The organism is Pseudorhodobacter sp. MZDSW-24AT (assembly GCF_002794355.1).
Taxonomy (GTDB): Bacteria; Pseudomonadota; Alphaproteobacteria; order Rhodobacterales; family Rhodobacteraceae; genus Pseudotabrizicola.
This window is the reverse complement of record NZ_PGOI01000006.1, coordinates 110297-131538: the sequence shown is the minus strand read 5'-3', so window position 1 is coordinate 131538 and position 21242 is coordinate 110297. Positions and strand designations below refer to the sequence as shown.

General features: G+C 61.6%; 22 protein-coding genes. 14 read left to right on the top strand and 8 right to left on the bottom strand.

Annotated features, from left to right (window positions below):
* Nucleotides 1–23 precede the first annotated feature (23 nt).
* The 5 genes from CUR21_RS05885 to CUR21_RS05865 all read right to left on the bottom strand — a co-directional run bounded on the left by CUR21_RS05885 (nt 24) and on the right by CUR21_RS05865 (nt 6296).
* Nucleotides 24–3197 carry an efflux RND transporter permease subunit gene (locus CUR21_RS05885; protein ID WP_100196083.1) on the bottom strand — a complete coding sequence of 1058 codons (3174 nt, stop codon included), beginning with the start codon at nt 3195–3197 and terminating at the stop codon, nt 24–26.
* The gene (locus CUR21_RS05880) at nt 3194–4645 is read right to left on the bottom strand and encodes an efflux RND transporter periplasmic adaptor subunit (protein WP_100196082.1); all 1452 of its coding nucleotides are present in this window, start codon (nt 4643–4645) and stop codon (nt 3194–3196) included. The genes CUR21_RS05885 and CUR21_RS05880 overlap by 4 nt, the downstream gene beginning before the upstream one ends.
* Nucleotides 4642–5037 (bottom strand): FixH family protein, encoded by a 396-nt coding sequence (locus CUR21_RS05875; protein ID WP_198431628.1) that lies wholly within the window; start codon nt 5035–5037, stop codon nt 4642–4644. Before CUR21_RS05875 ends, CUR21_RS05880 begins: the two co-directional genes overlap by 4 nt.
* A 486-nt stretch (nt 5038–5523) precedes the next feature.
* Nucleotides 5524–5859 (bottom strand): YnfA family protein, encoded by a 336-nt coding sequence (locus CUR21_RS05870; protein ID WP_100196081.1) that lies wholly within the window; start codon nt 5857–5859, stop codon nt 5524–5526.
* Nucleotides 5856–6296 carry a helix-turn-helix domain-containing protein gene (locus tag CUR21_RS05865; protein WP_100196080.1) on the bottom strand — a complete coding sequence of 147 codons (441 nt, stop codon included), beginning with the start codon at nt 6294–6296 and terminating at the stop codon, nt 5856–5858. The genes CUR21_RS05870 and CUR21_RS05865 overlap by 4 nt, the downstream gene beginning before the upstream one ends.
* 89 nt (nt 6297–6385) lie before the next feature.
* On the opposite strand from CUR21_RS05865, the gene CUR21_RS05860 reads away from it, so the two are divergent.
* The 5 genes from CUR21_RS05860 to CUR21_RS05840 are packed head-to-tail and all read left to right on the top strand — an operon-like array spanning nt 6386 to nt 10885.
* Nucleotides 6386–8695: a heavy metal translocating P-type ATPase gene (locus CUR21_RS05860; protein WP_100196079.1), complete on the top strand. Its 2310-nt coding sequence runs from the start codon at nt 6386–6388 to the stop codon at nt 8693–8695.
* A 4-nt stretch (nt 8696–8699) separates the two neighbouring features.
* Nucleotides 8700–9323: an isoprenylcysteine carboxylmethyltransferase family protein gene (locus CUR21_RS05855; protein WP_157791949.1), complete on the top strand. Its 624-nt coding sequence runs from the start codon at nt 8700–8702 to the stop codon at nt 9321–9323.
* Nucleotides 9320–9805: a signal peptidase II gene (gene lspA / locus CUR21_RS05850; protein ID WP_089258443.1), complete on the top strand. Its 486-nt coding sequence runs from the start codon at nt 9320–9322 to the stop codon at nt 9803–9805. The genes CUR21_RS05855 and lspA overlap by 4 nt, the downstream gene beginning before the upstream one ends.
* Nucleotides 9792–10229 (top strand): disulfide bond formation protein B, encoded by a 438-nt coding sequence (locus tag CUR21_RS05845; protein WP_100196077.1) that lies wholly within the window; start codon nt 9792–9794, stop codon nt 10227–10229. Before lspA ends, CUR21_RS05845 begins: the two co-directional genes overlap by 14 nt.
* The gene (locus tag CUR21_RS05840; RefSeq protein ID WP_100196076.1) at nt 10226–10885 is read left to right on the top strand and encodes a thioredoxin domain-containing protein; all 660 of its coding nucleotides are present in this window, start codon (nt 10226–10228) and stop codon (nt 10883–10885) included. The genes CUR21_RS05845 and CUR21_RS05840 overlap by 4 nt, the downstream gene beginning before the upstream one ends.
* A 10-nt stretch (nt 10886–10895) precedes the next feature.
* On the opposite strand, the gene mntR is transcribed toward CUR21_RS05840, so the two are convergent.
* Nucleotides 10896–11354, bottom strand: a complete 459-nt coding sequence (gene mntR / locus CUR21_RS05835; RefSeq protein WP_100196075.1) for a manganese-binding transcriptional regulator MntR — start codon at nt 11352–11354, stop codon at nt 10896–10898.
* Nucleotides 11355–11473: 119 nt separating this feature from the next.
* Between mntR and CUR21_RS05830 the strand changes: the two genes are divergently transcribed.
* Nucleotides 11474–12799, top strand: coding sequence for an Nramp family divalent metal transporter (locus tag CUR21_RS05830; RefSeq protein ID WP_100196074.1), 1326 nt, complete (start codon nt 11474–11476; stop codon nt 12797–12799).
* Nucleotides 12800–12884: 85 nt separating this feature from the next.
* Here CUR21_RS05830 and CUR21_RS05825 read toward each other — a convergent pair whose 3' ends face one another.
* Nucleotides 12885–13478, bottom strand: coding sequence for a L,D-transpeptidase (locus tag CUR21_RS05825; RefSeq protein WP_100196073.1), 594 nt, complete (start codon nt 13476–13478; stop codon nt 12885–12887).
* Nucleotides 13479–13896: 418 nt separating this feature from the next.
* Here CUR21_RS05825 and lnt point away from each other — a divergent pair, with 418 nt between their 5' ends.
* The 8 genes from lnt (at nt 13897) to CUR21_RS05785 (ending at nt 20145) form a co-directional block, all read left to right on the top strand.
* On the top strand, nt 13897–15384 hold the full coding sequence (lnt, locus tag CUR21_RS05820; protein ID WP_232622706.1) for an apolipoprotein N-acyltransferase: 1488 nt from the start codon (nt 13897–13899) through the stop codon (nt 15382–15384).
* Nucleotides 15381–15554, top strand: coding sequence for a hypothetical protein (locus tag CUR21_RS18765; RefSeq protein WP_100196071.1), 174 nt, complete (start codon nt 15381–15383; stop codon nt 15552–15554). The genes lnt and CUR21_RS18765 overlap by 4 nt, the downstream gene beginning before the upstream one ends.
* Nucleotides 15555–15658: 104 nt before the next feature.
* Nucleotides 15659–16252, top strand: a complete 594-nt coding sequence (locus CUR21_RS05810) for an SCO family protein (protein ID WP_100196120.1) — start codon at nt 15659–15661, stop codon at nt 16250–16252.
* 3 nt (nt 16253–16255) lie between these two features.
* Entirely contained in the window at nt 16256–16729 is a 474-nt protein-coding gene (locus CUR21_RS05805) for a copper chaperone PCu(A)C (protein WP_089258459.1), read from the top strand.
* A gap of 38 nt (nt 16730–16767) precedes the next feature.
* A complete protein-coding gene (locus CUR21_RS05800; RefSeq protein WP_198431627.1) occupies nt 16768–17310 on the top strand; it encodes an SCO family protein in 543 nt (180 codons plus the stop codon).
* A 16-nt stretch (nt 17311–17326) separates the two neighbouring features.
* On the top strand, nt 17327–18490 hold the full coding sequence (locus tag CUR21_RS05795; RefSeq protein ID WP_157791948.1) for a M23 family metallopeptidase: 1164 nt from the start codon (nt 17327–17329) through the stop codon (nt 18488–18490).
* The gene (locus CUR21_RS05790; protein ID WP_100196069.1) at nt 18487–18957 is read left to right on the top strand and encodes a DUF411 domain-containing protein; all 471 of its coding nucleotides are present in this window, start codon (nt 18487–18489) and stop codon (nt 18955–18957) included. Before CUR21_RS05795 ends, CUR21_RS05790 begins: the two co-directional genes overlap by 4 nt.
* A gap of 555 nt (nt 18958–19512) precedes the next feature.
* Nucleotides 19513–20145 carry a transglutaminase-like cysteine peptidase gene (locus tag CUR21_RS05785; protein WP_084450963.1) on the top strand — a complete coding sequence of 211 codons (633 nt, stop codon included), beginning with the start codon at nt 19513–19515 and terminating at the stop codon, nt 20143–20145.
* Nucleotides 20146–20688: 543 nt separating this feature from the next.
* On the opposite strand, the gene CUR21_RS05780 is transcribed toward CUR21_RS05785, so the two are convergent.
* Nucleotides 20689–21210, bottom strand: a complete 522-nt coding sequence (locus CUR21_RS05780; protein ID WP_100196068.1) for a TlpA disulfide reductase family protein — start codon at nt 21208–21210, stop codon at nt 20689–20691.
* Between the last annotated feature and the right edge of the window lie 32 nt (nt 21211–21242).

Here is a 21242-nt window from a genome sequence, read left to right as displayed (position 1 = left end):
CCACTACCCGGGGTCTACAGTTTTCAACCGGGTCTGGACCGACCGCCTGATTCCACGAACCTGTGGTCGGGTGCTTTGACTGCTGCTTGCGCCAGCCCCCGCCCCTTGATCAGCGCATAGACCGCCGGGATCACGGCAAGTGTGAGGATCGTCGACGACACCATGCCACCGATCATCGGCACGGCGATGCGGCTCATCACCTCGGACCCTGTTCCGGTGGCCCAGAGGATTGGCATCAGCCCGACAATGACAGTGGTCACTGTCATCATCTTCGGGCGCAGCCGTTCGACCGCGCCGACCATGATCGCGGCGTTCAGGTCATCGCTGGTGAAGGGCCGCTTGTCGCTTGCGGCTTTGGCCCGGGCTTCATTCAAAGCATGATCGAGGTAGATCAACATGATCACTCCGGTTTCCGCGGCAAGACCCGCCAGCGCGATGAAGCCCACGGCAACCGCGACCGACAGGTTGAACCCCATGGCCCACATCAGCCAAACGCCGCCGACCAGCGCGAAAGGAAGCGACAGCATCACGATGAGGGTTTCAGTCATCCTGCGGAAGTTGAGGTAGAGCAGAAGGAAGATCACAGCCAGCGTGATCGGCACCACGACGGCAAGCCGCGCCTTGGCACGCTCATAGTATTCGAACTGTCCGCTCCAACCCAGAGAGTAGCCGTGCGGCAGGGTCACTTCGCCCGCAACTGCCGCCTGCGCTTCGGCGACATAGCCGCCAAGATCCCGGCCCGCAATGTCGACAAAGATGTAGACGGCCAGCTGCCCGTTTTCGGTGCGGATGGACGTGGCACCCCGCGTGCGTTCCACGGCGGCGATCTCGCCCAACGGCACTGTGCCGCCACCGGGCAAGGCCACCTGCACCTCACGCGCGATGGCGTCGGGGTCTTGCCGCAGAGCCGCTGGATAGCGCAGCGCCACGTTATAGCGCTCTCGCCCCTCCACCGTCTGGGTGATCGCCTGCGCGCCAAGCGCCATGGCGATCACCTCCTGCACGTCTGCAATCGACAGACCATAGCGGGCCAGCCGTTCCCGGTCCGGCACGATGTCAAGGTAATAGCCGCCGATCACCCGCTCGGCATAGGCGCTGGTTGTGCCGGGGACATTCCGAAGCACTGCCTCGACCTGCCGCGCGACGGCCTCCATCTCGGTAAGGTCGGTACCATAGACCTTGACCCCGACCGGCGTGCGGATGCCGGTCGCCAGCATGTCGATGCGGGCGCGGATCGGCTGGGTCCAGGCGTTCGACACACCGGGGAATTGCAGCGCGGCGTCCATTTCCAATCGCAGACTTTCCATCGTGACGCCGGGGCGCCATTCGTCGCGCGGTCTCAACTGAATGATCGTCTCGAACATCTCAGTTGGAGCAGGGTCGGTTGCGGTTTGCGCGCGGCCCGCCTTGCCAAAGACGGTCGCCACTTCGGGGAAGGACCGGATGATGCGATCCTGCATCTGCATCAGCTCTGCCGCCTTGGTGACCGAGAGGCCCGGCAAAGTTGTGGGCATGTACATCATCGTGCCCTCGTCCAGCGTGGGCATGAATTCGGACCCCAGCTGCCGGGCGGGCCAGACGGTGGCGAACAGCGCCGCAAGCGCCAGCACCAGCGTCAGGACTCGCGCCTTCAACACCCACTTGATGACGGGACGATAGGCGGCCATCAGCACGCGATTCACCGGGTTACGGTGCTCTGCCACGATCTTTCCGCGCACGAAGATCACCATCAGCGCGGGCACCAGCGTGACCGAAAGTAGCGCCGCCGCCGCCATGGCGAAGGTCTTGGTCGCCGCCAATGGGCCGAAGAGTCGTCCCTCCTGCCCCTCCAGCGCGAAGATCGGCAGGAAGGACACGGTGATTATCAGCAGGCTGAAGAACAATGCCGGTCCAACCTCGGAGGCGGCCTCGATCAGCACCTCAAGCCGTGGCTTGCCGGGTGCGGCCCTTTCGAGGTGTTTGTGCGCGTTCTCGACCATCACAATGGCGGCGTCGATCATGGCGCCGATGGCGATGGCGATGCCTCCCAAGCTCATGATGTTTGCCCCCATACCAAGCGCCCGCATGGCGATGAAGGCCATCAAGAGGCCCACCGGCAGCATGATGATCGCCACCAGCGATGACCTGACATGCAGCAGGAACAGGAAGGTGACCGCCGCCACCACCAGCATTTCCTCGATCAGCGTGGTGCGCAGCGTCTTGATCGCCGATAGGATCAGGTCGGACCGGTCGTAGACGGTCACGACCTCCACCCCTTCAGGCAGGCTTTGAGCGATGGTGTCGATCTCGGCCTTGGCATTGTCGATCACGTCGAGCGCATTGGCGCCCACGCGTTGCAGCACGATGCCGCTCGCCACCTCGCCCTCGCCGTCGAGTTCTGCGATGCCGCGGCGCTCATCCGGCACGATCTCGACCCGCGCCACGTCGCGCAAGAGGACGGGCACGCCCCCTTCGGCACGGATCGGCACCATCTCAAGATCGGCCACGCCGTCGAGATAGCCCCGCCCGCGCACCATGAACTCGAATTCCGATAGCTCGACCGTGCGCCCGCCGGTGTCCATGTTGCTGGCCGCGACCGCGCTGCCGATGTCAGACAGCGTGATGCCAAGCGCCCGCATCCGCACCGGATCGACCGTGATCGAGTATTGCTTGACGAAGCCGCCGACGCTGGCGACCTCGGATACGCCGTCGGCGCGACTGATGCCGAAGCGCATCACCCAGTCCTGCAAGGACCGCAGCTCAGCCAGGCTCAGGTTTTCGCCTTTCAGCGCATACTGATAAACCCAGCCCACGCCAGTGGCATCGGGGCCAAGGGCGGGCGTCACCCCATCCGGCAGGCGTGCGGCTGCGGCGTTGAGATATTCGAGCACGCGGGACCGCGCCCAGTAGGGGTCCACCCCGTCCTCGAAGATGATGTAGACGAACGAGATGCCGAAAAAGGAAAACCCCCTCACCACGCGCGATTGCGGCACGGTCAGCATGGCCGAGGTCAGCGGATAGGTCACCTGATCCTCGACCACCTGCGGCGCCTGGCCGGGGTATTCGGTCAGCACGATCACCTGCACGTCCGACAGATCGGGGATGGCGTCGATCGGCAGCGTACGCAGCGACCACAGGCCCGCAGCCACGGTGAAGACGGTGGCGAAAAGGACCAAGGCCACGTTGCGGGCCGACCAGGCGATGATGTTGGCGATCATTGCTCGGCCTCCGGCGCAGCAAGCGCAGCCAGGGCCGCGTTCAGGTTGCTTTCGGCGTCGATCAGGAAAGTCGCGGCACTGACCACGCGGTCACCCGCCGCCACACCGCTGACAATCTCGATCATGCCGTCCCCCCGGCGGCCGACCGTCACCGGTTCGGGCCGGAACCGCCCTTCACCCAGATCGAGGATCACCACCCGTTGATCACCGGTGTCGATCACCGCCCCTTCCGGCACCTGTACCACTGGCGCGCCCGCCAGCATGATCTCAACATCAGCGAACATGTTCGCCAACAGGCGGCCGTCCGGGTTCGGTAGCTCGATCCTGAGCTTGCCGGTGCGGGTCATCATGTCGATTTCCGGATAGATCGTGTCGATCCGGCCCGTCATCGGATCCCCGCCCAGTCCGCGAAAGTTGACGCGCACCTCGGTCCCCGGCACGATATCCATCAGCGCCGCTTCCGGCACTTCGGCGATCACCCAGACGGTCGAGGTGTCGGCGATGCGGAACAAGGTCTCGCCTGCCTCCGACATCATCCCTTCGACAGCCATCCGTTCCAGCACGACGCCACCTCGCGGGGCCATGATCGGGATGCTGACCGTCGTCTGGCCCTCAGTCGCAATGCGGTCAATCACTTCGCCCGGCACGCCGAGGTTTTCCAATCGTTGCCGCGCACCCTCCCTTAACCGCCCTTCCGACCGCACGTCGGTTAGGAACTGTGCAAGGGCGGCAGCGATCTCGGGCGAATAGAGCGTCACGAGCGGCGCACCTTCCCTGATCATGCTGCCGGTTGTCACATCGGCGACGGTTTCGATGAAGGCATCGGCGCGCAGCGAAATCACGCTGATCCGGCGTTCGTCCAGTTCTACGATTCCCGGCGCGCGCAATGTGGCCGCCAGCGGGGCTAGCACCGCCTCGGCCGTCCGCACCCCAGTGCGCTGCAACTTGCCAGGGCTGACGGTGACCGACCCGTCATCGCTGTCGCCGCCCTCATAGACGGGAATGTAGTCCATCCCCATCGAATCCTGCTTTGGCACCGGCGAGGTGTCTGGAAGTCCCATCGGGTTGCGGTAGTAAAGGATGGTCCGCTCGCCTGGTTCCGTCATGGCCGTTTCTGCAGCGGGCTCTGGTGCAGGGCCCAGCGAGAGATCCTCGCTGGCCAGGACAGGCAGGAAGGCCCGCCCATCCGCCGTTTGCCGCGCGGTGGCCGACCATTCGGGGAATCCGTCTGGATGCCTCCAGTAGATCACCGGGCCGGTTGGCTCTGCTTGCGGAGCATCGACACTCGGCATGGCGGCCGCATCATTGCCTGTAAACATGGCAAGCTGCATCTCGGCCATGGCTGTCAGGCTGGCCACAGTGATCCCCTTTTCGCCAGCGGTCAGCCCGACCCATCCGGCTGTTCCCGCGACAAGGACTGCGGCTGTCAGCTTGCCAAATGCGCTCATGGCTCGGCTCGCAGTTCCAGCTCTGCCTCTACGGTTTCAGGTTCACCCTGCACCTTGGCCGCCACCGAAAACCGCCATCCGCCCGCCATGGTGAGATCCGTGCTGAACAAGTAAGTGCCCGGAACTTGGGCCGGCAATGCGGTGACGGGTGAGGTCATCGTCTCCATCCCGTCGGGGGCCATGTCCATGCGCGTGGCATAGATAACCGCGCCCTCGACCGGCTGGCCGGTGCGAAGATCGGTCAGACGAAGTTCAATCGTCACCCCAGATCCGACTCGATGGTCGGTCGAGACGACTTCGAAACGGTAGTCGTCGGCACCTGCCCAGAGGGCACATGCGCCGATGAGAAGTGCCAGAACGGAGCCGCAGATGCGGCGGAACATGTTTGTCATGAGGAAGACCCTTTGATTGCAACGATCGCGCACCCGCGAAGCCAATCGGCGCAGGTGCAAACGGCATCATCCGCGCGCTTGCGCACGCGGCCGGGTCAAATGCGGGGAGGTCGCCTCAAGCCATCCGGCGGAAGCCCGGATGGAGGATGCAGGTCAGGAAGCATCAGGACTGCAGCAGATGCCTCCTCGGTAACAGAAAGCCCTGGGACTTGTACCAGAGCGAGCATTGTCATTCCGCCACGCGCCATCATTTCGCAGGCGACGCCGCATGCCTGATCATCAGGGCAATCGCCTTCGCAGCACGGATCGGCGGCTGCCGCGATCTCTGCCGCAAGTCCGGCCGATACCTCACTGACTGTGGCCCCGAACAGGGACACGGCCAAAAGCACCGCCATAAAGGATCGGACAAACCACGACATTAATAATCCATGCCATGTGGACACAAGTTCGGCAACGCACATCCGCTTGAACGAGTGCATTTGGTGCTCAGGCTGCCCGGGGCGCAAAGAGGATGATTGCCGCGCCAAGCACACAAATGGCGGCACCGGTCATGTCCCAGGTATCCGGGTGCTGTTTCTCGACAAGCCAGAGCCAGGCGAGAGAGGCGGCGATGTAGACACCGCCGTAGGCCGCATAGGCACGCCCTGCGAAATCCGATGGCGCGAGGGTAAGGAGCCAAGCAAAGACCGCAAGGCTTAGAATGCCGGGAATTAACCAGAGTGCGCTCGCTCCCTGCCGCATCCAAGCCCAGACCGCGAAGCAACCGGCGATTTCGGCGATGGCTGCTCCGGCGTAAATGGCGAGCGTTGAGGGTGCGGTCATTGCGTCGCCTCTGTCTCCGGATGCCGATGATCGGTCGCACACAGGGAATGGTCGCCCAGAACTTCGATCACCCTGCAATCGGCGATTTTCCCGCCTGCGCATTGCACGACCATGCGTTCCAGTTCGCTTTTCAACGCCGTCAGCCTCGCAAGACGGCTTTCGACCTCAGCCAGTTGCGCCTTGGCGATGGCATCGGCGGCGGCACAGGATTGGTCGGGCTTGTCCGACAGGCTGAGGAGATCCCGGATCGCCTCGAGCGTGAAGCCCAGATCGCGCGCATGCCGAATGAAGGCGAGCCTTTCCATCGCCTTGCGGCCATAAAGCCGCTGGTTGCCCGAGCTGCGTTCGGCTTCGGGAAGCAGGCCGATCTGCTCGTAATAGCGGATCGTCGGAACCTTCACTCCGGCGGCTTCGCCCAATTTTCCGATGGTCAGCATCAGATTCCTCTTGAAGCTATAGTTGCTAGAGACATTAGGTTACTGATTCGATGAAATCAACTGCCCGCCCTGCGGCAGGAGGAATGACGATGCCAGAAGCTGCACGCGAAACGTCCTGCGACTGGACAGTGACAGGCATGGACTGCGGGTCCTGCGCAACTAAAATCAAAGATGCTGTCGCGCGTCTGCCGGGAGTAAGCGGCGTTGAGGTCGGGATCATGTCGGAGCGCCTGCGACTGACGCTCGATGAAACACAGACCGGGAAAGACAGGATCGAGAAGACTGTCCGCGCACTTGGCTACGAGATTGCGCCACGCACGGCATCGGCGAAGAAGGAGTTCGTTTTGCCCCGACAAGCTGCAGTCGAAAAGACTGACGCGGATGCGGATGTCAATCACGCCAAACACGATCATGCCAGTCACAATCATGCCGGTCACGATCACGGCCTAAAGGCAGCCGGCACCAAGCAGGACGAGTCCAGCCACGGTAGCGCCGGCCATATCCATGACGACCCTGCTGACCGGAGCAAGCGGTGGTTTCAAACGGCCAAGGGTAGGCTGGTGATCTTCACTGCCTTTTTGCTGGGTGCCGCCTGGATCATCGAATATCTTGCGCCCGAGATCGGCAAATGGGCCTTCGTCGCGGCCTGTCTGATCGGCGTGGCCCCGGTGGCGCAGCGTGCCTTTGCGGCATTGCGGATGGGGCAACCATTTACCATCGAAAGCCTGATGACCATCGCTGCCATCGGCGCGCTGTTCATCAATGCGGCCGAAGAGGCGGCGCTGGTCGTTTTCCTCTTCGCCGTGGGCGAAGTTTTGGAAGGCGTCGCGGCAGGCAAAGCGCGCGACGGGATCCGGGCACTGGCAAATCTTGTCCCGAAGACCGCGCAACTCGTCACCGGCGACACCACGCGCGAGGTGCCTGCCGCAAGCCTGAACGTCGGCCAGACCGTGCTGGTCCGCCCCGGCGACCGGATTCCGGCGGATGGCGAGATCGTGGACGGCACGTCGGGCGTCGATGAAAGCCCGGTCACTGGCGAAAGCGTGCCCAAGACGCGCGGGCCGGGGGATGCGGTCTTCGCAGGCGCAATCAACACCGAGGCAGCGCTGCGGGTAAAAGTCACCAAGGGCGCGGAAGACAACACCATCGCCCGCATCATCCGTCTGGTCGAAGAGGCCGAGGAGGCCCGCGCGCCGACCGAGCGCTTCATCGACCGCTTCAGCCGCTGGTATATGCCCGCCATCGTTGCCGTGGCGGCGCTGGTGGCGCTGGTGCCGCCGCTGGCGTTCGACCAGCCTTGGGACACCTGGGTTTACCGCGGTCTTGCCCTACTGCTGATCGGTTGCCCTTGCGCGCTGGTCATTTCGGTCCCCGCTTCCATTGCCTCGGCTATGTCCACGGGCGCGCGGCGCGGCCTCTTGATGAAAGGCGGTGCCGTGATCGAGGCGGCGGCGAAGGTTGATGTCGTGACCTTCGACAAGACCGGGACGCTGACACATGGTCGTCCACAGGTGACGGACGTCGTGCCGTTCGGGGCCACCACCGAAGCCGAGCTTCTGGCCGTTGCGGCCGGGGTCGAGACGGGGTCGAGCCACCCGCTGGCCATCGCCATCCTGAACAAGGCAAAGGACGCAGGCGTGGCCGCGCTGTCGTCGCAGGATGCAAAGGCGTTGACGGGGAAAGGCGTGGTCGCGACGGTGGGTGGTGCGCCGGCATGGGTCGCCTCTCCGCGTTACGCGATGGAAAATGGTGGGCTTGAAGGCCTTGGTTTGCGACAGGCCACAATCTTCGAAGAGGATGGCAAGACCGCTGTTGCGGTGTTCCGCGAGAAGACCCCACTTGGGTTGATCGCCATGCGAGACGAGCCACGGGCGGACGCCAAGGATGCTGTGCGCCAGCTGACGGCCATGGGGGTGACCTCGGTGATCCTGACCGGGGATAACCCCCGCACAGCCTCCGCGATTGCCGGAAGCCTCGGCCTGAAGTTCGAGGCCGACATGCTACCCGAAGACAAGCTCGCCTATATCCGCGAGATCGGCTCCAAGGGCGGCGTCATGATGATTGGCGACGGTATCAACGATGCGCCGGCGCTGAAGCAGGCGTCGGTCGGCGTGGCGATGGGCTCGGGCACCGATGTGGCGCTGGAAACCGCCGATGCGGCAATCCTGCGCGACCGGGTGACAGACATCCCCGCCACGATCCGCCTGTCGCGTGTAGCGATGGCCAACATCCGCCAGAACGTGACCATCGCATTGGGGCTGAAGGCCGTGTTTCTGGTGACCTCGGTTTTCGGTCTGACCGGCTTGTGGATTGCAATTCTGGCCGACACCGGGGCGACCGTGCTGGTGACGCTGAATGCCCTGCGCTTGCTGCGGTTCAACCCGGAACGAGAGAGCTGAGCAGATGATCTCTGGATTTGGCTGGGCAGCATTGGCCCTTCTCTTCGGCTACCTGGCTCTGTTCTTTTGGGGCAGCGCGCTGGCCGCACAAGCGGCAGGGCGGCCTGTGTGGCTCTTCGCCCGCGCAACAGGTCGCGACCGACTGGCCGCCATGGGGTTCCGCGTGGCCTTTGCGCTCGCCTTCTTCGGGCCGCTTCTCTGGCTCGCCGTGCCTATCCTGCACAAGATCGATCCGCTTTGGACCGAGGGGCGCGCCCTCCTCCTTGGTCTGGTCGGGGTCTTTGTCGCAGGGCTCGGCGCGATGGTGGCCTTTGCCGCGCAGATGTCGATGGGATCCTCCTGGCGCGTCGGCGTGGCAGGCGGCGAGACCGGCGATCTGGTCTCGAACGGGCTCTACCGCTTTAGCCGCAACCCAACCTTTGTCGGTCAGTTTGCCCTGCTGGCAGGTGTTGCGATGGCGGTTCCGGCAGTCCCGACAGTCCTCGCGCCAATCCTGTTTCTCTGGTCGGCCAGCACGCAAGTCCGGTCGGAAGAGGCCGCCCTGCATGACGCAATCGGGTCTGACTATGACCGTTACGCCGCATCGGTCCCGCGCTGGATCGGCATAAACCGAAAGGCTGCACGATGACCCGAGCGGTGCTGATCTGCCTGATCGCTGCCACAGTGGTGGCAGACCAATTGACCAAGGCAGCGGCCCTGTCTGCGCTGTCGCAGGGGATTGCGGTCCCGGTTTTTCCGGGCTTCAACCTCACCCTTGGCTTCAACGAGGGTGCGAGTTTTGGTATGATGGGTGGCGTCATGGCGGGCAAGCCGCTCCTGATGGCGGCGCTGACGGGCGCGCTGACGCTTGCCTTCGCCGTCATGGCTTTTCGGGCGCAGCACCCGCTGGAACGAATAGGTTATGGCCTGGTTGTGGGTGGGGCGCTTGGCAACATCATCGACCGCCTGCGACAGGGTGCCGTGACCGATTTTCTTGATTTCTATTGGCGCGACTGGCATTGGCCCACGTTCAACGTCGCCGATATTGCGATCACTCTGGGCGCGGTCTTGATCCTTGCCGCCTCTCTTCCCCTTCGACGCCGCAAGGAGCCTGTTCTTGACCAAAGCTGACCCGCAGAGTCTGTCGCGCGACGATCTCTCACTGATCGCCGCCTTCCTGATTGCATTGGCGGCGACGCTTGGTGCGCTCTTTATCGGCGAAGTGTTGGGACAGATGCCCTGTACGCTCTGCTGGTATCAGCGCATCGCCATGTTCCCGCTCGTACCAATCCTTGGTCTGTCGCTCTGGCGTGCAGACGGCATAGCGCGCACATACGCCTTGCCGTTGGCCTTGGCCGGGCTGGCGCTAGCGGCCTGGCATTCGGGCCTATACGCCGGCCTCTTGCCCGCGCCTATCGTGCCTTGCACTGAGAATGGCCCATCCTGCACCGGCGAGGCACAGATGATCCTCGGCCTGCCCATCCCCTATCTTTCAGCGGTCGCCTTCGCGGCGATCCTTGTTTGTCTCCTCTTGCCGAAACGGCACCGCCCATGAACCGTCGCAACCTCCTGATCGGAGCATCCGCAGTCGGGCTTGCCGCCTTTGCAGCTGGCACCATCATCCTGAACCGTCGCCGCGCAGCCGAGGCAGAGGCACTGGCAGCCGCCACGCCCACCGCAGATCAAGCGCTTTTGGTCCGAGAGTATTCCCCCAGCTTCGGTCCCGCCGATGCGCCCGTCACATTGGTCGAGTTCTTCGATCCCTCTTGCGAGGCCTGCCGCGCTTACCACCCGGTGGTGCAGGAAATCCGACGGCAGTTTCCGACGCAGGTCCGCGTTGTGCTGCGCTACACCGTCTTCCACGAAGGCTCGGACGAGGCCGTGCGCATCCTCGAGGCCGCGCGGATGCAGGACAAGTTCGAGCCGGTGCTGGACGCACTTCTCGAGCAGCAGCCCGGTTGGGCCGTTCATGGCTCACCGGAGATGGATGTCGCTTGGGAAATCGCCGGTGCCGCAGGTCTCGATCTAGAGAAGGCGGAAACCGACCAGTTCTTCCCGGGGATCACCGGCATTCTGAACCAGGACGCGGCCGATGTCGAAGCACTGGCCATCCGTCAGACCCCAACGTTCTTCCTGAACGGCAAGCGGCTGGAAAACTTCAGCGCCGACAGCCTGATCGCCGATGTGCGTTTTGCGGTGGAAAACGCCTGACGATCGGCGTTCAGGACTTGTTGGCGAAGGCTGCGAACAAGGCCAGCGTACGCTCGCTGACGTGATGCTCGATGCCTTCTGCGTCGCGTTCGGCCGTCTCGGCGTCCAATCCGAGGTTGATGAGAAAGCGCAACACGATCTCGTGCCGCCGCCGACACTCCTTCGCAAGCGCGCGGCCCGCATCCGTCAGAAAGACCGAACGATACTTGGCGCGCGTGATCAAACCCTCGCGGGCCAGACGGTCCAGGGTCTTGCTGACGGTTGGCACCTTCACGCCAAGCCGTGCGGCGATGTCCACCGGGCGGGCTTCGCCGTGATCGTGGATCAGTTCGGCAATCAGCTCGACATAATCCTCGGCCAATTCGCGGCTGCGCGCCTCGCGCACGCCCTGAAACGCTTCTGCCCGCGCATCGGTAGGGCGGTCATGGGTTGCGGGCTGCGTCTGGGGATCAAGATCGTGCTGTGTCATCCGTTGAGTGTCGCACAGGGAGGATTGACAAGTAAAGTCGCGCCACTGATTGTTAGCAATGTCTAACTTTATGCGCCGAGCCTTTGGTGCGACCTTGCGACTATAGAAAGCATCAACCCATGCCCGCAAACGCCTGGCGACAAGAGCGAGAGACGCCTTCATTGTCCGAGGTCTTCCGCAGCATCGCGGTTGGCAATGGCGGCACCAGTCGGTTCCGGCGCTTCCTTGCGTTCATCGGCCCCGGATACCTTGTGGCCGTGGGCTACATGGACCCCGGCAACTGGGCGACCTCGCTCGCAGGCGGGGCGGCCTTTGGCTACACGCTTTTGTTCGTGGCCCTGCTGTCGAACATCATGGCGATCCTGCTGCAATCGCTCTGCGCCAGGCTGGCTGTCGCCTCGGGGCGCGATTTGGCGCAGGCCTGCCGCGATGCGTTCCCCAAGTGGATGTCGGTCCCGCTTTGGGTGCTTGCGGAAGGGGCGATCATCGCCACCGACCTGGCCGAGGTGATCGGCACCGCCATCGGCCTGAACCTGCTGTTCGGCATCCCGCTGGAGATCGGCATCTTCATCACCGCCGCCGATGTATTCCTGATCCTGTGGTTGCAGAACAAGGGGTTCCGATGGATCGAGGCGCTGATCATCTCGCTCATGGCGCTGATCGCCGCCTGTTTCGTCGTGCTGATCGCGCAGGCCGATCCGGTCTGGGGCGAGGTCATCGCCGGGTTTGCCCCCAGCCGCGAGATTTTCGGCAACCCGACCATGCTCTATCTGGCGCTTGGGATCATCGGTGCGACCGTGATGCCCCACAATCTGTATCTGCATTCCGGCATCGTGCAGACCCGCGCCTTCGGCCTTGACTTGCCCGCCAAGCGCGAGGCCCTGCGGCTGGCGACATGGGACAGCACCATCGCGCTGATGTTCGCTTTGACGATCAATGCCTCGATCTTGATCCTTGCCGCCGCCGCGTTCTACACCGTCGGTGAAAACGATGTGGCCGAGATCGACAAGGCGCATTTGTTGCTGGAGCCCTTGCTGGGGTCATCGCTGGCGCCGATCTTGTTCGGGGTGGCGCTGCTGTGCGCCGGCCTCAATTCCACTGTCACCGCCACCATGGCAGGCCAGATCGTGATGGAAGGGTTCATCAATCTGCGCATCGCCCCCTGGGCACGGCGGCTCATCACCCGCTGCCTTGCGATCGTGCCCGCGATCTTCGTGATCCTGCTTTATGGCACCGAAGGCGTGGGGCAGCTTCTGATCCTCAGTCAGGTAGTGCTATCATTCCAGCTGCCTTTTGCCATCGTGCCTTTGGTCATGTTCACCGCCAGCCGCGCCAAGATGGACGAACTGGTGGCTCCGCGGTGGTTGACTGCCTTGTGCTGGTTGATCGCGGCGGTGATCATCGTGCTAAACGTGAACCTGCTGTCGACTGTTCTGTTGGGCTAACGCCAGCCAGCTCCTACCGGATACCAAAGGTGAAACCGGTCACGGAATCCCGCTTGAAGTCCAAGGGCGTGGCCTAGCAGAGAAATCAGATCAGCAGCACCTGAGTGCCTACTTGTGCGATGTCGTAGAGTTCTATGGCATGCTCATTGTACAGACCGATGCAGCCATTCGATGACCTGCGTCCGATCTTTCGAGTGTCGTGAGTACCGTGGATCAAGTAGGCTGGCCATGACAGATACAATCCCCGAACACCCAGTGGGTTGTCAGGTGCACCGCCCTCCACCATCTTCGGCCAATCTGGGTTTCGCTCGAGCATGGAAGCCGTCGGGCGCCACGGCGGGTTCACGGCCTTGCGGACAACCTCGGTTCGCCCGAGCCGGGTCAGTTCCACGGACAGAGGGACGGACGATGGATAGAGAAGGTAGATCGATTGATCTTCTGACCAAAAGTGCAGTGCACGTGACTTGGTGTCCGCAAGGATCGCGCCACCGCGGGTGTTCTCAAAGTAATCCTGCCACTGAGGCATCCGGAAGCTGGACACGTTGTTCCGCACGCTGCTGGAGACGGGAGCTTGAAACTCCGTGCTGCCTTCTTGCGCCCAGGCTGGCAGGGATGCAAAACTGGCCACCCCGATTGCGCCCCTCAGCAAAGCCCGCCGCTTCATCAAATCGCTGGTCATGGAACACTCCTCCAAGCGCTTTTCGAGTGTGAGTATCGTTCGCTCGTGGACGAGGCAAATCAAACAGCCGTTAGCACGCGGCACTCGGGGCGATGAGCGCGACCATCCTTTCTCCCCGCAACCGCACACTAGTTTATCTGGCGGCTTGCAAGCGACGAAGATGTCCCACCAACTCTTGGTCGTTTTGTTCTAAGCGGAAGATCCTTCCACAGTTTCAAGCCCACGTCGAAAATCGACCGCTGCGCCACCAATCTGACAATGCCGTGATCTTCGAACATATGCGTTGCACCTCAAGCTACTAGAGCAGCTATCCATCCCTCCCATTTTAGGGGTTGTGGCAAGAATGTACGTTTCAAGCGCACACCAGTTCTCGAGCCGGAAGCCTGTCCAAAGCTGGGCCAGTTTGGGGGCCGCCATCGTGGCAGGTGTCCTTTTCGTCTTGGCTCTGCAGCCATACTCGATCTTGCCACTTGCGCTGATCGCCTTTGCTCTGCTGGCAGTGTTGGTGCGTCGCGCATCCGGTTTCATCGCGTTCAGGCTGGGATACTTCTTCGGCCTCGGTCAATTCGTGCCCGGGCTTTTCTGGATCACCGAAAGTTTTCAGGTTGAGGCGGACCGGTTCGGTTGGCTGGCTCTGCCGGCGGTTCTTGGTCTTTCGGCGCTTCTGTCGGTCTTTCCTGCCCTGGCCTGCGCTCTGGCGGCACGGATGGAACGCGCCGGGTTGCCGTTGGCACTCTCGATGGCGACAAGCTGGACCGCCACGGAGTGGCTGCGAGGCCATGTTCTCACCGGGTTTCCCTGGAACCTGGCTGCCTACACACTCTCTGACTGGCCGGTCGCTGCGCAGGCTTCCTCTGTCTTCGGAAGCTACGGCCTGGGATTTCTTCTGGTGCTCTGCGCCGCGCTGGCCGGACTGGCTTTTGTCTCGGCCGCCGACGGGAAACGCATCAGCCGCCTCGCCACTGCGGGCGCGATCGCCTTGTCGGTGACCGCATTTGGTGCAATGCGCTTGCTGTTCGCCGATGTGCCGTCAGAGCGCGGCGCGCAAATCCGTGTCGTCCAGCCGAACATCGCACAGAGTGCCAAATGGGATGATGCCACCCGAAACTCAAACATCCTGAAACTCATCGCGCTTTCGGCCCAGCCCGGCGACTTCGACATTCTGCTCTGGCCGGAAACCGCTTGGCCAGGGTTCCTGGCAGAGGATGCCGGTGCCCGGGCAATATTGGGCTGGCTCTTGCCCGAGACCGGCGTCTTGCTGACAGGCAGCCCGGAACGGGAGGAAACCGGGGCCGGGACAGTCTACCGGAATGCCGTGCTTGCTATCTCTCGTGACGGCACCATCCTGACCCGCTATGCCAAACATCATCTCGTCCCGTTCGGTGAATACGTTCCGTGGCGGAGCCTTTTGCCCCTTCAGCGTCTGGTTCAATCGCTCGGAGACTTCACGCCGGGGCCAGGGCCCCGGACACTGGCGTTCGGCCCACACCCCTATGCAGGGATCGCAATCTGCTATGAGATCATTTTTCCCGGACACGTGGTCGATGATGCGATCAGACCGGACTGGATCTTCAACGCGACAAACGACGCTTGGTTCGGTGCCTCGATCGGGCCGTGGCAGCATTTGGCATCGGCCCGGATGCGGGCCATTGAAGAGGGCCTGCCTCTCGTCCGGGCCGCCAACACGGGAATTTCGGCAGTGGTTGATTCCTACGGGGCAACATTGGCCATGCTCGAAATCGACACGTCAGGCGTGATCGACATCCGCTTGCCCCGCCCATTGCCCGCAACCATCTACGCCCGCTTCGGAGACTGGGCGCTTCTCTTTCTCATGCTCACTTCGTGGGCGATCAGTGGCTATTGGGCCCGGCAGCAACAGGCAAACCTGAAAGGTGCATCGAAATGATCGGGCCGCTCTTCGCAATCATCGGGTTCCTTTGGGGTTACCTCGTTGCACGGCGGCGGGGCGGAAAGACCGTCGACCGCCTGCAGTACGGCGCAGGCTTCGCCATCGCCTTCGGGCTGCTCGGCACTCTCCTTGGAATCGCTCTCGCAAGGTATCTTGGGGCAGCCTGATCGGCGAAACATCGCCGATCCTGAAATCCTCACTTTTTCGTCGGTTGAACCTCTAGTTGCTCGAGGTTCTAGACGACAGGCTGATCTCGCCTTCCGGACTGTTCATGCGTCTTCGTTCTCTTCGGATTATCCTTTGGATCGCCGCCACTGCGGCGGTCATCACGTTTTTGGCGGTGCGGTGGTGGCCTGCAACGGACGACACCGCAACAGCTGATTCAGCCTTTATGCCTACCTTCGCGCTTGCAGACAGCGAAGGCCGTATGCGCACGACTGCCGAATTTCGCGGAAAGTTCCTGTTGGTGTTCTTCGGCTTTACAAGCTGCCCGGATGTCTGTCCGACGACGCTCTCCGAAGTCGCTCAGGTCATGGATGATCTTGGATCTGCCGCGGGATCGGTGCAGCCGATTTTCATTTCAATCGATCCAGAACGGGACAGGCGTTTAGGGCTGGATGACTACACAAAGGCCTTTCATCCAGCGATCCTTGCTTTGGCAGGAAGCGAAGAGGATACAAAGTCTGCGGCCGCAAGCTTCAAGATCTTCTACGAGCAGGAGGCCGACACTTCGTCGCCGGACGGATACACGATGGCGCACAGCCCTAGCCTTTATCTCATCGGCCCAGACGGGGAGTGGCTGCGTCAATTCACCTACGGTACATCTGCTGCCGAAATCGTTTCCGACCTTCTAACAAGGCTCTGACCCATGAAACACTTCCTTCTCGCCACAACACTGATCTTCTCCGCACCTGCAGCAATGGCCTGTGAGACCGTGACAATCGGCGATCTTACCGTTGAACATGCTTGGTCCAAGGCGACAATCGGCGCGGGACGGCCCGGAGTGTTCTATGTCGAGATCAAGAACTCCGGGACGACCGACGATGCGCTCGTTGGCATCACGACGCCAGCAGCCGGAATGCCGATGTTGCACGAGACTGTCGTACAGGATGGCATCGCATCGATGCCGCATGCGATGTCAGTCCCGGTCCCTGCCGGTCAGAGTGTCCAGCTCGCGCCGGGTGGCTACCACGGCATGCTGATGGAGCTGACGACGGCCCTCAAGGAGGGCGACAGCTTTCCGGTTACCCTTTCCTTCGAAAAGTCTGGCGAGGTTACCGTGAATGTCGACGTCCTCTCGTTGCGCGCGGAGGGTCCGGATTGCGCCGACGCAGGGCAATAATCCTGGGTGCGGGAGGGGCAGTCGGAGCCGTCGCCTTCATGCTGGGCGTCGGGGCCTATCGCACGCGCAATCGGCCAGCCCGCAGCGAGGTCCTGCCCGTGCCGATCGGTCAGATGACCTGGACATTGACCGACCACCAGGGTCGCTTGGTCCGACCTTCTGACTGGGCCGGTCGCCCTGTCATGGTATTTTTCGGCTTCACCTGGTGCCCGGACGTCTGCCCGACCACATTGAGCGACATATCGCTCTGGCTCGAGGAGCTGGGTGCCGACGCGGATCGTTTGATCGTGGCGTTGATTTCGGTCGATCCGGAGCGCGACACGCCCGATGTCCTAGCCGGTTACGTCAGCAACTTCGATCCACGCATCATTGGGCTGACGGGCCCTGCTGACGAGGTCGCTCAGGCGGCCGCAGATTTTCGCGCAACCTATCGCCGCGTCGATAAGGAGGGCGGCGACTACACGATGGACCACACCGCCGGTGTATTTCTTTTCCACCCCGATGGGCGCTTTGCCAGCATCATAGACTTCCATGAAGACCGGCGTTTCGCCGTCCCCAAACTCCGCCGAACCCTCAGTTGAAAGGTCATTCTGCCAGATGATCCGCTCCGCATTTCTGATCCTTGCTATCGCGGCTTTCGCCCCGCTCCAGGCAGTGGCCGATCCTCCGACGGCGCATTTGCCCGTGGCATTCGAAGCCACAATCGCCCCCGGTGACACCCTGGACAGCGTCCTTGGTCACGCAGGAATCCCCGGGACGGTCCGGGCAGAAGCAGCCCTTGCGCTCTCAGGTGTCTACGACCTGACGGACCTGCGACCTGGCCACCGGATCGAATGGACTACGGCGTCCTGGGATCCGGCATCGCTGACACGCCTATCGCTCTTCGTGGAAGATGGTGTGGAGATCGCTCTCTCGTTCGACGGGCCGATCGCGGCACAGCGTCTTGACCCGCCGGTTCGTGAGACAGACCGGCGAGAGACCTTGACCCTCAACGGAACTCTCTATGACGCCCTGATGGCACGAAATGCACCCGAACGATTTGCGGTTGATTTGACCGCACTGCTTGCGGGTCAGGTCGATTTCAGGCGCGATCTCAAAGGCGGAGAAACCTTCGCGCTGGTCTGGCAGGAAGATCAGCTTCCCGATGGCAGCATCGCGGGAGAGCCTCGCCTGAGTTACGCCAGACTTGAACTTGCGGATCGCGTGCTCGAACTCGTTGCGACCGAAGCCGCGGGTCCAGTCATAGTCTTCGAAGACGGTGAAGCCGTGCAGCGTTCAGCGGCGCCCATACTTGGCGCACGACTGTCATCCGTTTTCGGCCGCCGAAACCATCCGGTGTTGGGCGGCGTGCGCATGCATACCGGGATCGATTATGCGGCACCTGTGGGGACCGACGTCTCGGCAACTGGTGCCGGGCGGGTGATCTTTGCGGGAACGATCCGCGGCTACGGCACCACGATCGACATCGATCACGGCGGCGGGGTTGTGACGCGATATGCGCATCTCTCTGAAATTGCCGAAGACGTTCGCGTGGGCACACGGGTCAAGGCTGGAGACGAGATTGGTGCCGTCGGCGCGACCGGGCTCGTGAGCGGCCCCAACCTTCACTACGAAGTTCGTGTCGACGGCCGACCGGTTGACCCGAAAGATCAGGATGCCCTGCCGGAACAAGAGATTGCTTCGGCAGAAGATCTCGATACCCTCGCCACCTGGCGCAGCGAAACCGGCTTCATGACGGCGATCGATGGAGAACGTGGATGACGGACTATCGCATCGGCCGCCGCGAGGTCATTCTGGCAGCGACCGCCTTGGCCATAGCCCCTGCTGCAAGGGCACAGGAAGAACCGCCGATCCATGTCGTAAAGGGGCGTGGCTGCGAATGTTGCGATGCATGGGTGGACTATCTGCGCGAACAGGGGTTCACGGTTACGGATGAGGTGTCGATGGGAACCTTGTTAATCCGCTTCAAGATGGATCAGGGCATACCAGCAAAGGCGTTTTCCTGTCACACGGGCACTGTTGACGGCTATGCGCTAGAAGGCCATGTCCCGGCTGCGGATATCCGCAGGCTTCTTGACGAGCGCCCTGACGCAGTTGGCCTCGCCGTGCCCGGCATGCCTTACGGCTCGCCGGGCATGGGATCAGAAGACGGTCGGGACGCCTATGACGTTCTGCTGGTTCGCCGGGATGGAAGCCTGGAAGTTTTTTCAAGCTATCCGGCCGCCTGACATGAACTGTAATTATATCGGATCAGCCAGACTGCCTGTGCGTCTTTTGGTGCTCACGCAGAAAATGGTGTCCGGTCATGTTATTTTGACTAACCGAGGTTTCAGCACAACGTCGGATTATCGACGTCAATTTTTGCCGTAGGCGCTGTACAGCAGCCGAATACGGCGGGACAGTTCTGACGACCTGAATAATGAGGTGTCGGCAGACTATCCCGCTTAGTACCCGTCAAGAATCAGCTCGCGGCTGGTTTGGCGACTTTGAGGAGAGTGGCCGCAACCGCTCGACCTGAGTTGAAGACAACCAGAACAAGCCGCTCGTGACCCATCCCAACTTTGGGAGCATGAACCAATTGTCAATCGCGCGATCAAGCGCATTTATAGTATCTGACCGAAGCTATTTGAACTCGGCCTAAATTATAGACGAACTAGCGGTGTCAACCAGCACTAAGAGAGCAATAGTGAGCTTACTATAAAAAGCCCAAAAGTAGCCGCAGAGTTGCCAATGCGCACCCGTTAACTGACATCGCTCGATTATGAAACGCGCGGGGGGCACCTATGCGACTTCTCAGAAAAGTGAGTGAACTATCACACAATGTGCGATCAAGACTGGCTCTCCTCGCCACAACGCTTGCATTTCTTTCGGCTCAACCCTCCTTCGCGATCGATAACCGACAGACTGACACTGAAATGCTACCTATAGGGGCAGTCACCTCAGCTCCAGATGGGGCGTCAAATGTGTGCAATGTTTACGTTTGGGCTTGCGCGCAATCTGGTCGCACATTGAAGATTGGCGAGTTGCAACTTAGAGAGCTGCGGAAAGTTAATACTCGAATCAATCAGTCGGTTCGTTCGGTGAGTGACTTACAACAGTACGGTATCGCTGAACGCTGGACGCTGCCGACCAAAGGAAAGGGTGATTGCGAAGACTATGCCCTTTACAAGAAGTACGAATTGACGCGCGCTGGATTTCCGGCCGAGCAGCTACTGATCGCAACTCTTCTTGATTTGAACAGAGCGTCTCATGCTGTTCTCGTCGTGCGCACTGGCGCCAATGATCTCGTTTTGGACAACCTAACCAACAAGATCGTACCATGGCACAAGACAGGATACACCTTTTTGAGAATGCAGGACCCTCGGAAGCCCAAACGATGGGTTTCAGTTATGGCAGGGGGGATTTTCCTTAGGTGAGAGTGTATTGACGGGCGTTCTGTGACATACTTTTCAACTTGGTTGTGTTGAATCTCACAAAGGTTTTTTTGGACGCTTCAATTCCAGAATCTGATTGCGCACCAAGAGTAAGTCAGAGCGCGAAGTTTCAGCTCTCGAAACTGCCGGGCCTGGAAGAATAGCCCACGACCAGTCGGCGCAAGATCGATGCCCGTCGCGGACTCTCCGCGACGGGATTCTCATCTTTTTCGTTATTGCTTAGCTTCATCATTGACTGATCAGCCCTGTGACCTCGTCTCACGTATAGAGGAGAGAATGCTGCACTAAGGTAGAATGTTGCAACTGAGCGACGCTTGACCGTTGATCCTTTCGAGTTGCCAGCGTCGCGTTCAAACGCTACCCGAGACCCATTGGGTCAGAAGAAAACTGCGATGCCGATGACATGGTACTGATCCGGCGCGATGGCGAGCTTGAGGTCTATACCAGCTATCCGGCGGCCTGAGATCACATCCGTCTAGGGTCCGATCTTTGGCTGATGGTCTTCGACCAACACCGACTTATCCCTCAGAAGGAACCAACGATCTGGGCAACGGCGTCCTCGCTGTCCCACGCAAACGGGCCTTGAAGACGTCCGATCTCGCGGCTCTGCCGGTCGATCAGAAGAGTTGTCGGCAAGCCGATGAAGGCAAGGGCAAGCTGAACCCGCAGCTGCTCGGCCCAATAGAGCGGCAGATCGACGAGGCCGATCTCGTCGTAGAAGCGCCGCCCCCTTCCGATCCCCGCGTCGTCGATGCAGAGCGGAAGCACCGCGAAATCGGCGCCGCCCAGCCGGGACTGGAGCCGGTCAAGTGTCGGCATTTCTTCCCTGCAGGGCGGGCACCAGGTCGCCCAGATGTTCAAGAGGATCACCCGGCCGGCGAAATCGTCGAGTTTCCGCGTTGTGCCTGCTTCGTCGAGGATCGGCGGGGACAGCAGCGGTTGCGGGTCTTCGCGCAGCCGGAAGGGCGGGCGCGCCTCGGCGGACCCTGCAAGGAAGGGCGCGGCGAGGGCACCAAGGACGGCACGGCGTCCGATGAGTGTTGGCATGGGTCCGCTCTCTCCGGGAAATGGCCCGGACC

Excerpts from the sequence above, each read along its gene's own strand:
- CUR21_RS05810 (WP_100196120.1), top strand. The coding sequence starts at position 15,659 with ATGCGTCTTCGTTCTCTTCGGATTATCCTTTGGATCGCCGCCACTGCG.
- lspA (WP_089258443.1), top strand. The coding sequence starts at position 9,320 with ATGACCCGAGCGGTGCTGATCTGCCTGATCGCTGCCACAGTGGTGGCA.
- CUR21_RS05805 (WP_089258459.1), top strand. The coding sequence starts at position 16,256 with ATGAAACACTTCCTTCTCGCCACAACACTGATCTTCTCCGCACCTGCA.
- CUR21_RS05780 (WP_100196068.1), bottom strand. The coding sequence starts at position 21,210 with ATGCCAACACTCATCGGACGCCGTGCCGTCCTTGGTGCCCTCGCCGCG.
- CUR21_RS05785 (WP_084450963.1), top strand. The coding sequence starts at position 19,513 with ATGCGACTTCTCAGAAAAGTGAGTGAACTATCACACAATGTGCGATCA.
- CUR21_RS05880 (WP_100196082.1), bottom strand. The coding sequence starts at position 4,645 with ATGAGCGCATTTGGCAAGCTGACAGCCGCAGTCCTTGTCGCGGGAACA.
- CUR21_RS18765 (WP_100196071.1), top strand. The coding sequence starts at position 15,381 with ATGATCGGGCCGCTCTTCGCAATCATCGGGTTCCTTTGGGGTTACCTC.
- CUR21_RS05860 (WP_100196079.1), top strand. The coding sequence starts at position 6,386 with ATGCCAGAAGCTGCACGCGAAACGTCCTGCGACTGGACAGTGACAGGC.
- CUR21_RS05870 (WP_100196081.1), bottom strand. The coding sequence starts at position 5,859 with ATGACCGCACCCTCAACGCTCGCCATTTACGCCGGAGCAGCCATCGCC.
- mntR (WP_100196075.1), bottom strand. The coding sequence starts at position 11,354 with ATGACACAGCACGATCTTGATCCCCAGACGCAGCCCGCAACCCATGAC.
- CUR21_RS05865 (WP_100196080.1), bottom strand. The coding sequence starts at position 6,296 with ATGCTGACCATCGGAAAATTGGGCGAAGCCGCCGGAGTGAAGGTTCCG.
- CUR21_RS05790 (WP_100196069.1), top strand. The coding sequence starts at position 18,487 with ATGACGGACTATCGCATCGGCCGCCGCGAGGTCATTCTGGCAGCGACC.
- CUR21_RS05825 (WP_100196073.1), bottom strand. The coding sequence starts at position 13,478 with ATGACCAGCGATTTGATGAAGCGGCGGGCTTTGCTGAGGGGCGCAATC.
- CUR21_RS05855 (WP_157791949.1), top strand. The coding sequence starts at position 8,700 with ATGATCTCTGGATTTGGCTGGGCAGCATTGGCCCTTCTCTTCGGCTAC.
- CUR21_RS05795 (WP_157791948.1), top strand. The coding sequence starts at position 17,327 with ATGATCCGCTCCGCATTTCTGATCCTTGCTATCGCGGCTTTCGCCCCG.
- CUR21_RS05800 (WP_198431627.1), top strand. The coding sequence starts at position 16,768 with ATGCTGGGCGTCGGGGCCTATCGCACGCGCAATCGGCCAGCCCGCAGC.
- CUR21_RS05885 (WP_100196083.1), bottom strand. The coding sequence starts at position 3,197 with ATGATCGCCAACATCATCGCCTGGTCGGCCCGCAACGTGGCCTTGGTC.
- CUR21_RS05875 (WP_198431628.1), bottom strand. The coding sequence starts at position 5,037 with ATGACAAACATGTTCCGCCGCATCTGCGGCTCCGTTCTGGCACTTCTC.
- CUR21_RS05840 (WP_100196076.1), top strand. The coding sequence starts at position 10,226 with ATGAACCGTCGCAACCTCCTGATCGGAGCATCCGCAGTCGGGCTTGCC.
- CUR21_RS05830 (WP_100196074.1), top strand. The coding sequence starts at position 11,474 with ATGCCCGCAAACGCCTGGCGACAAGAGCGAGAGACGCCTTCATTGTCC.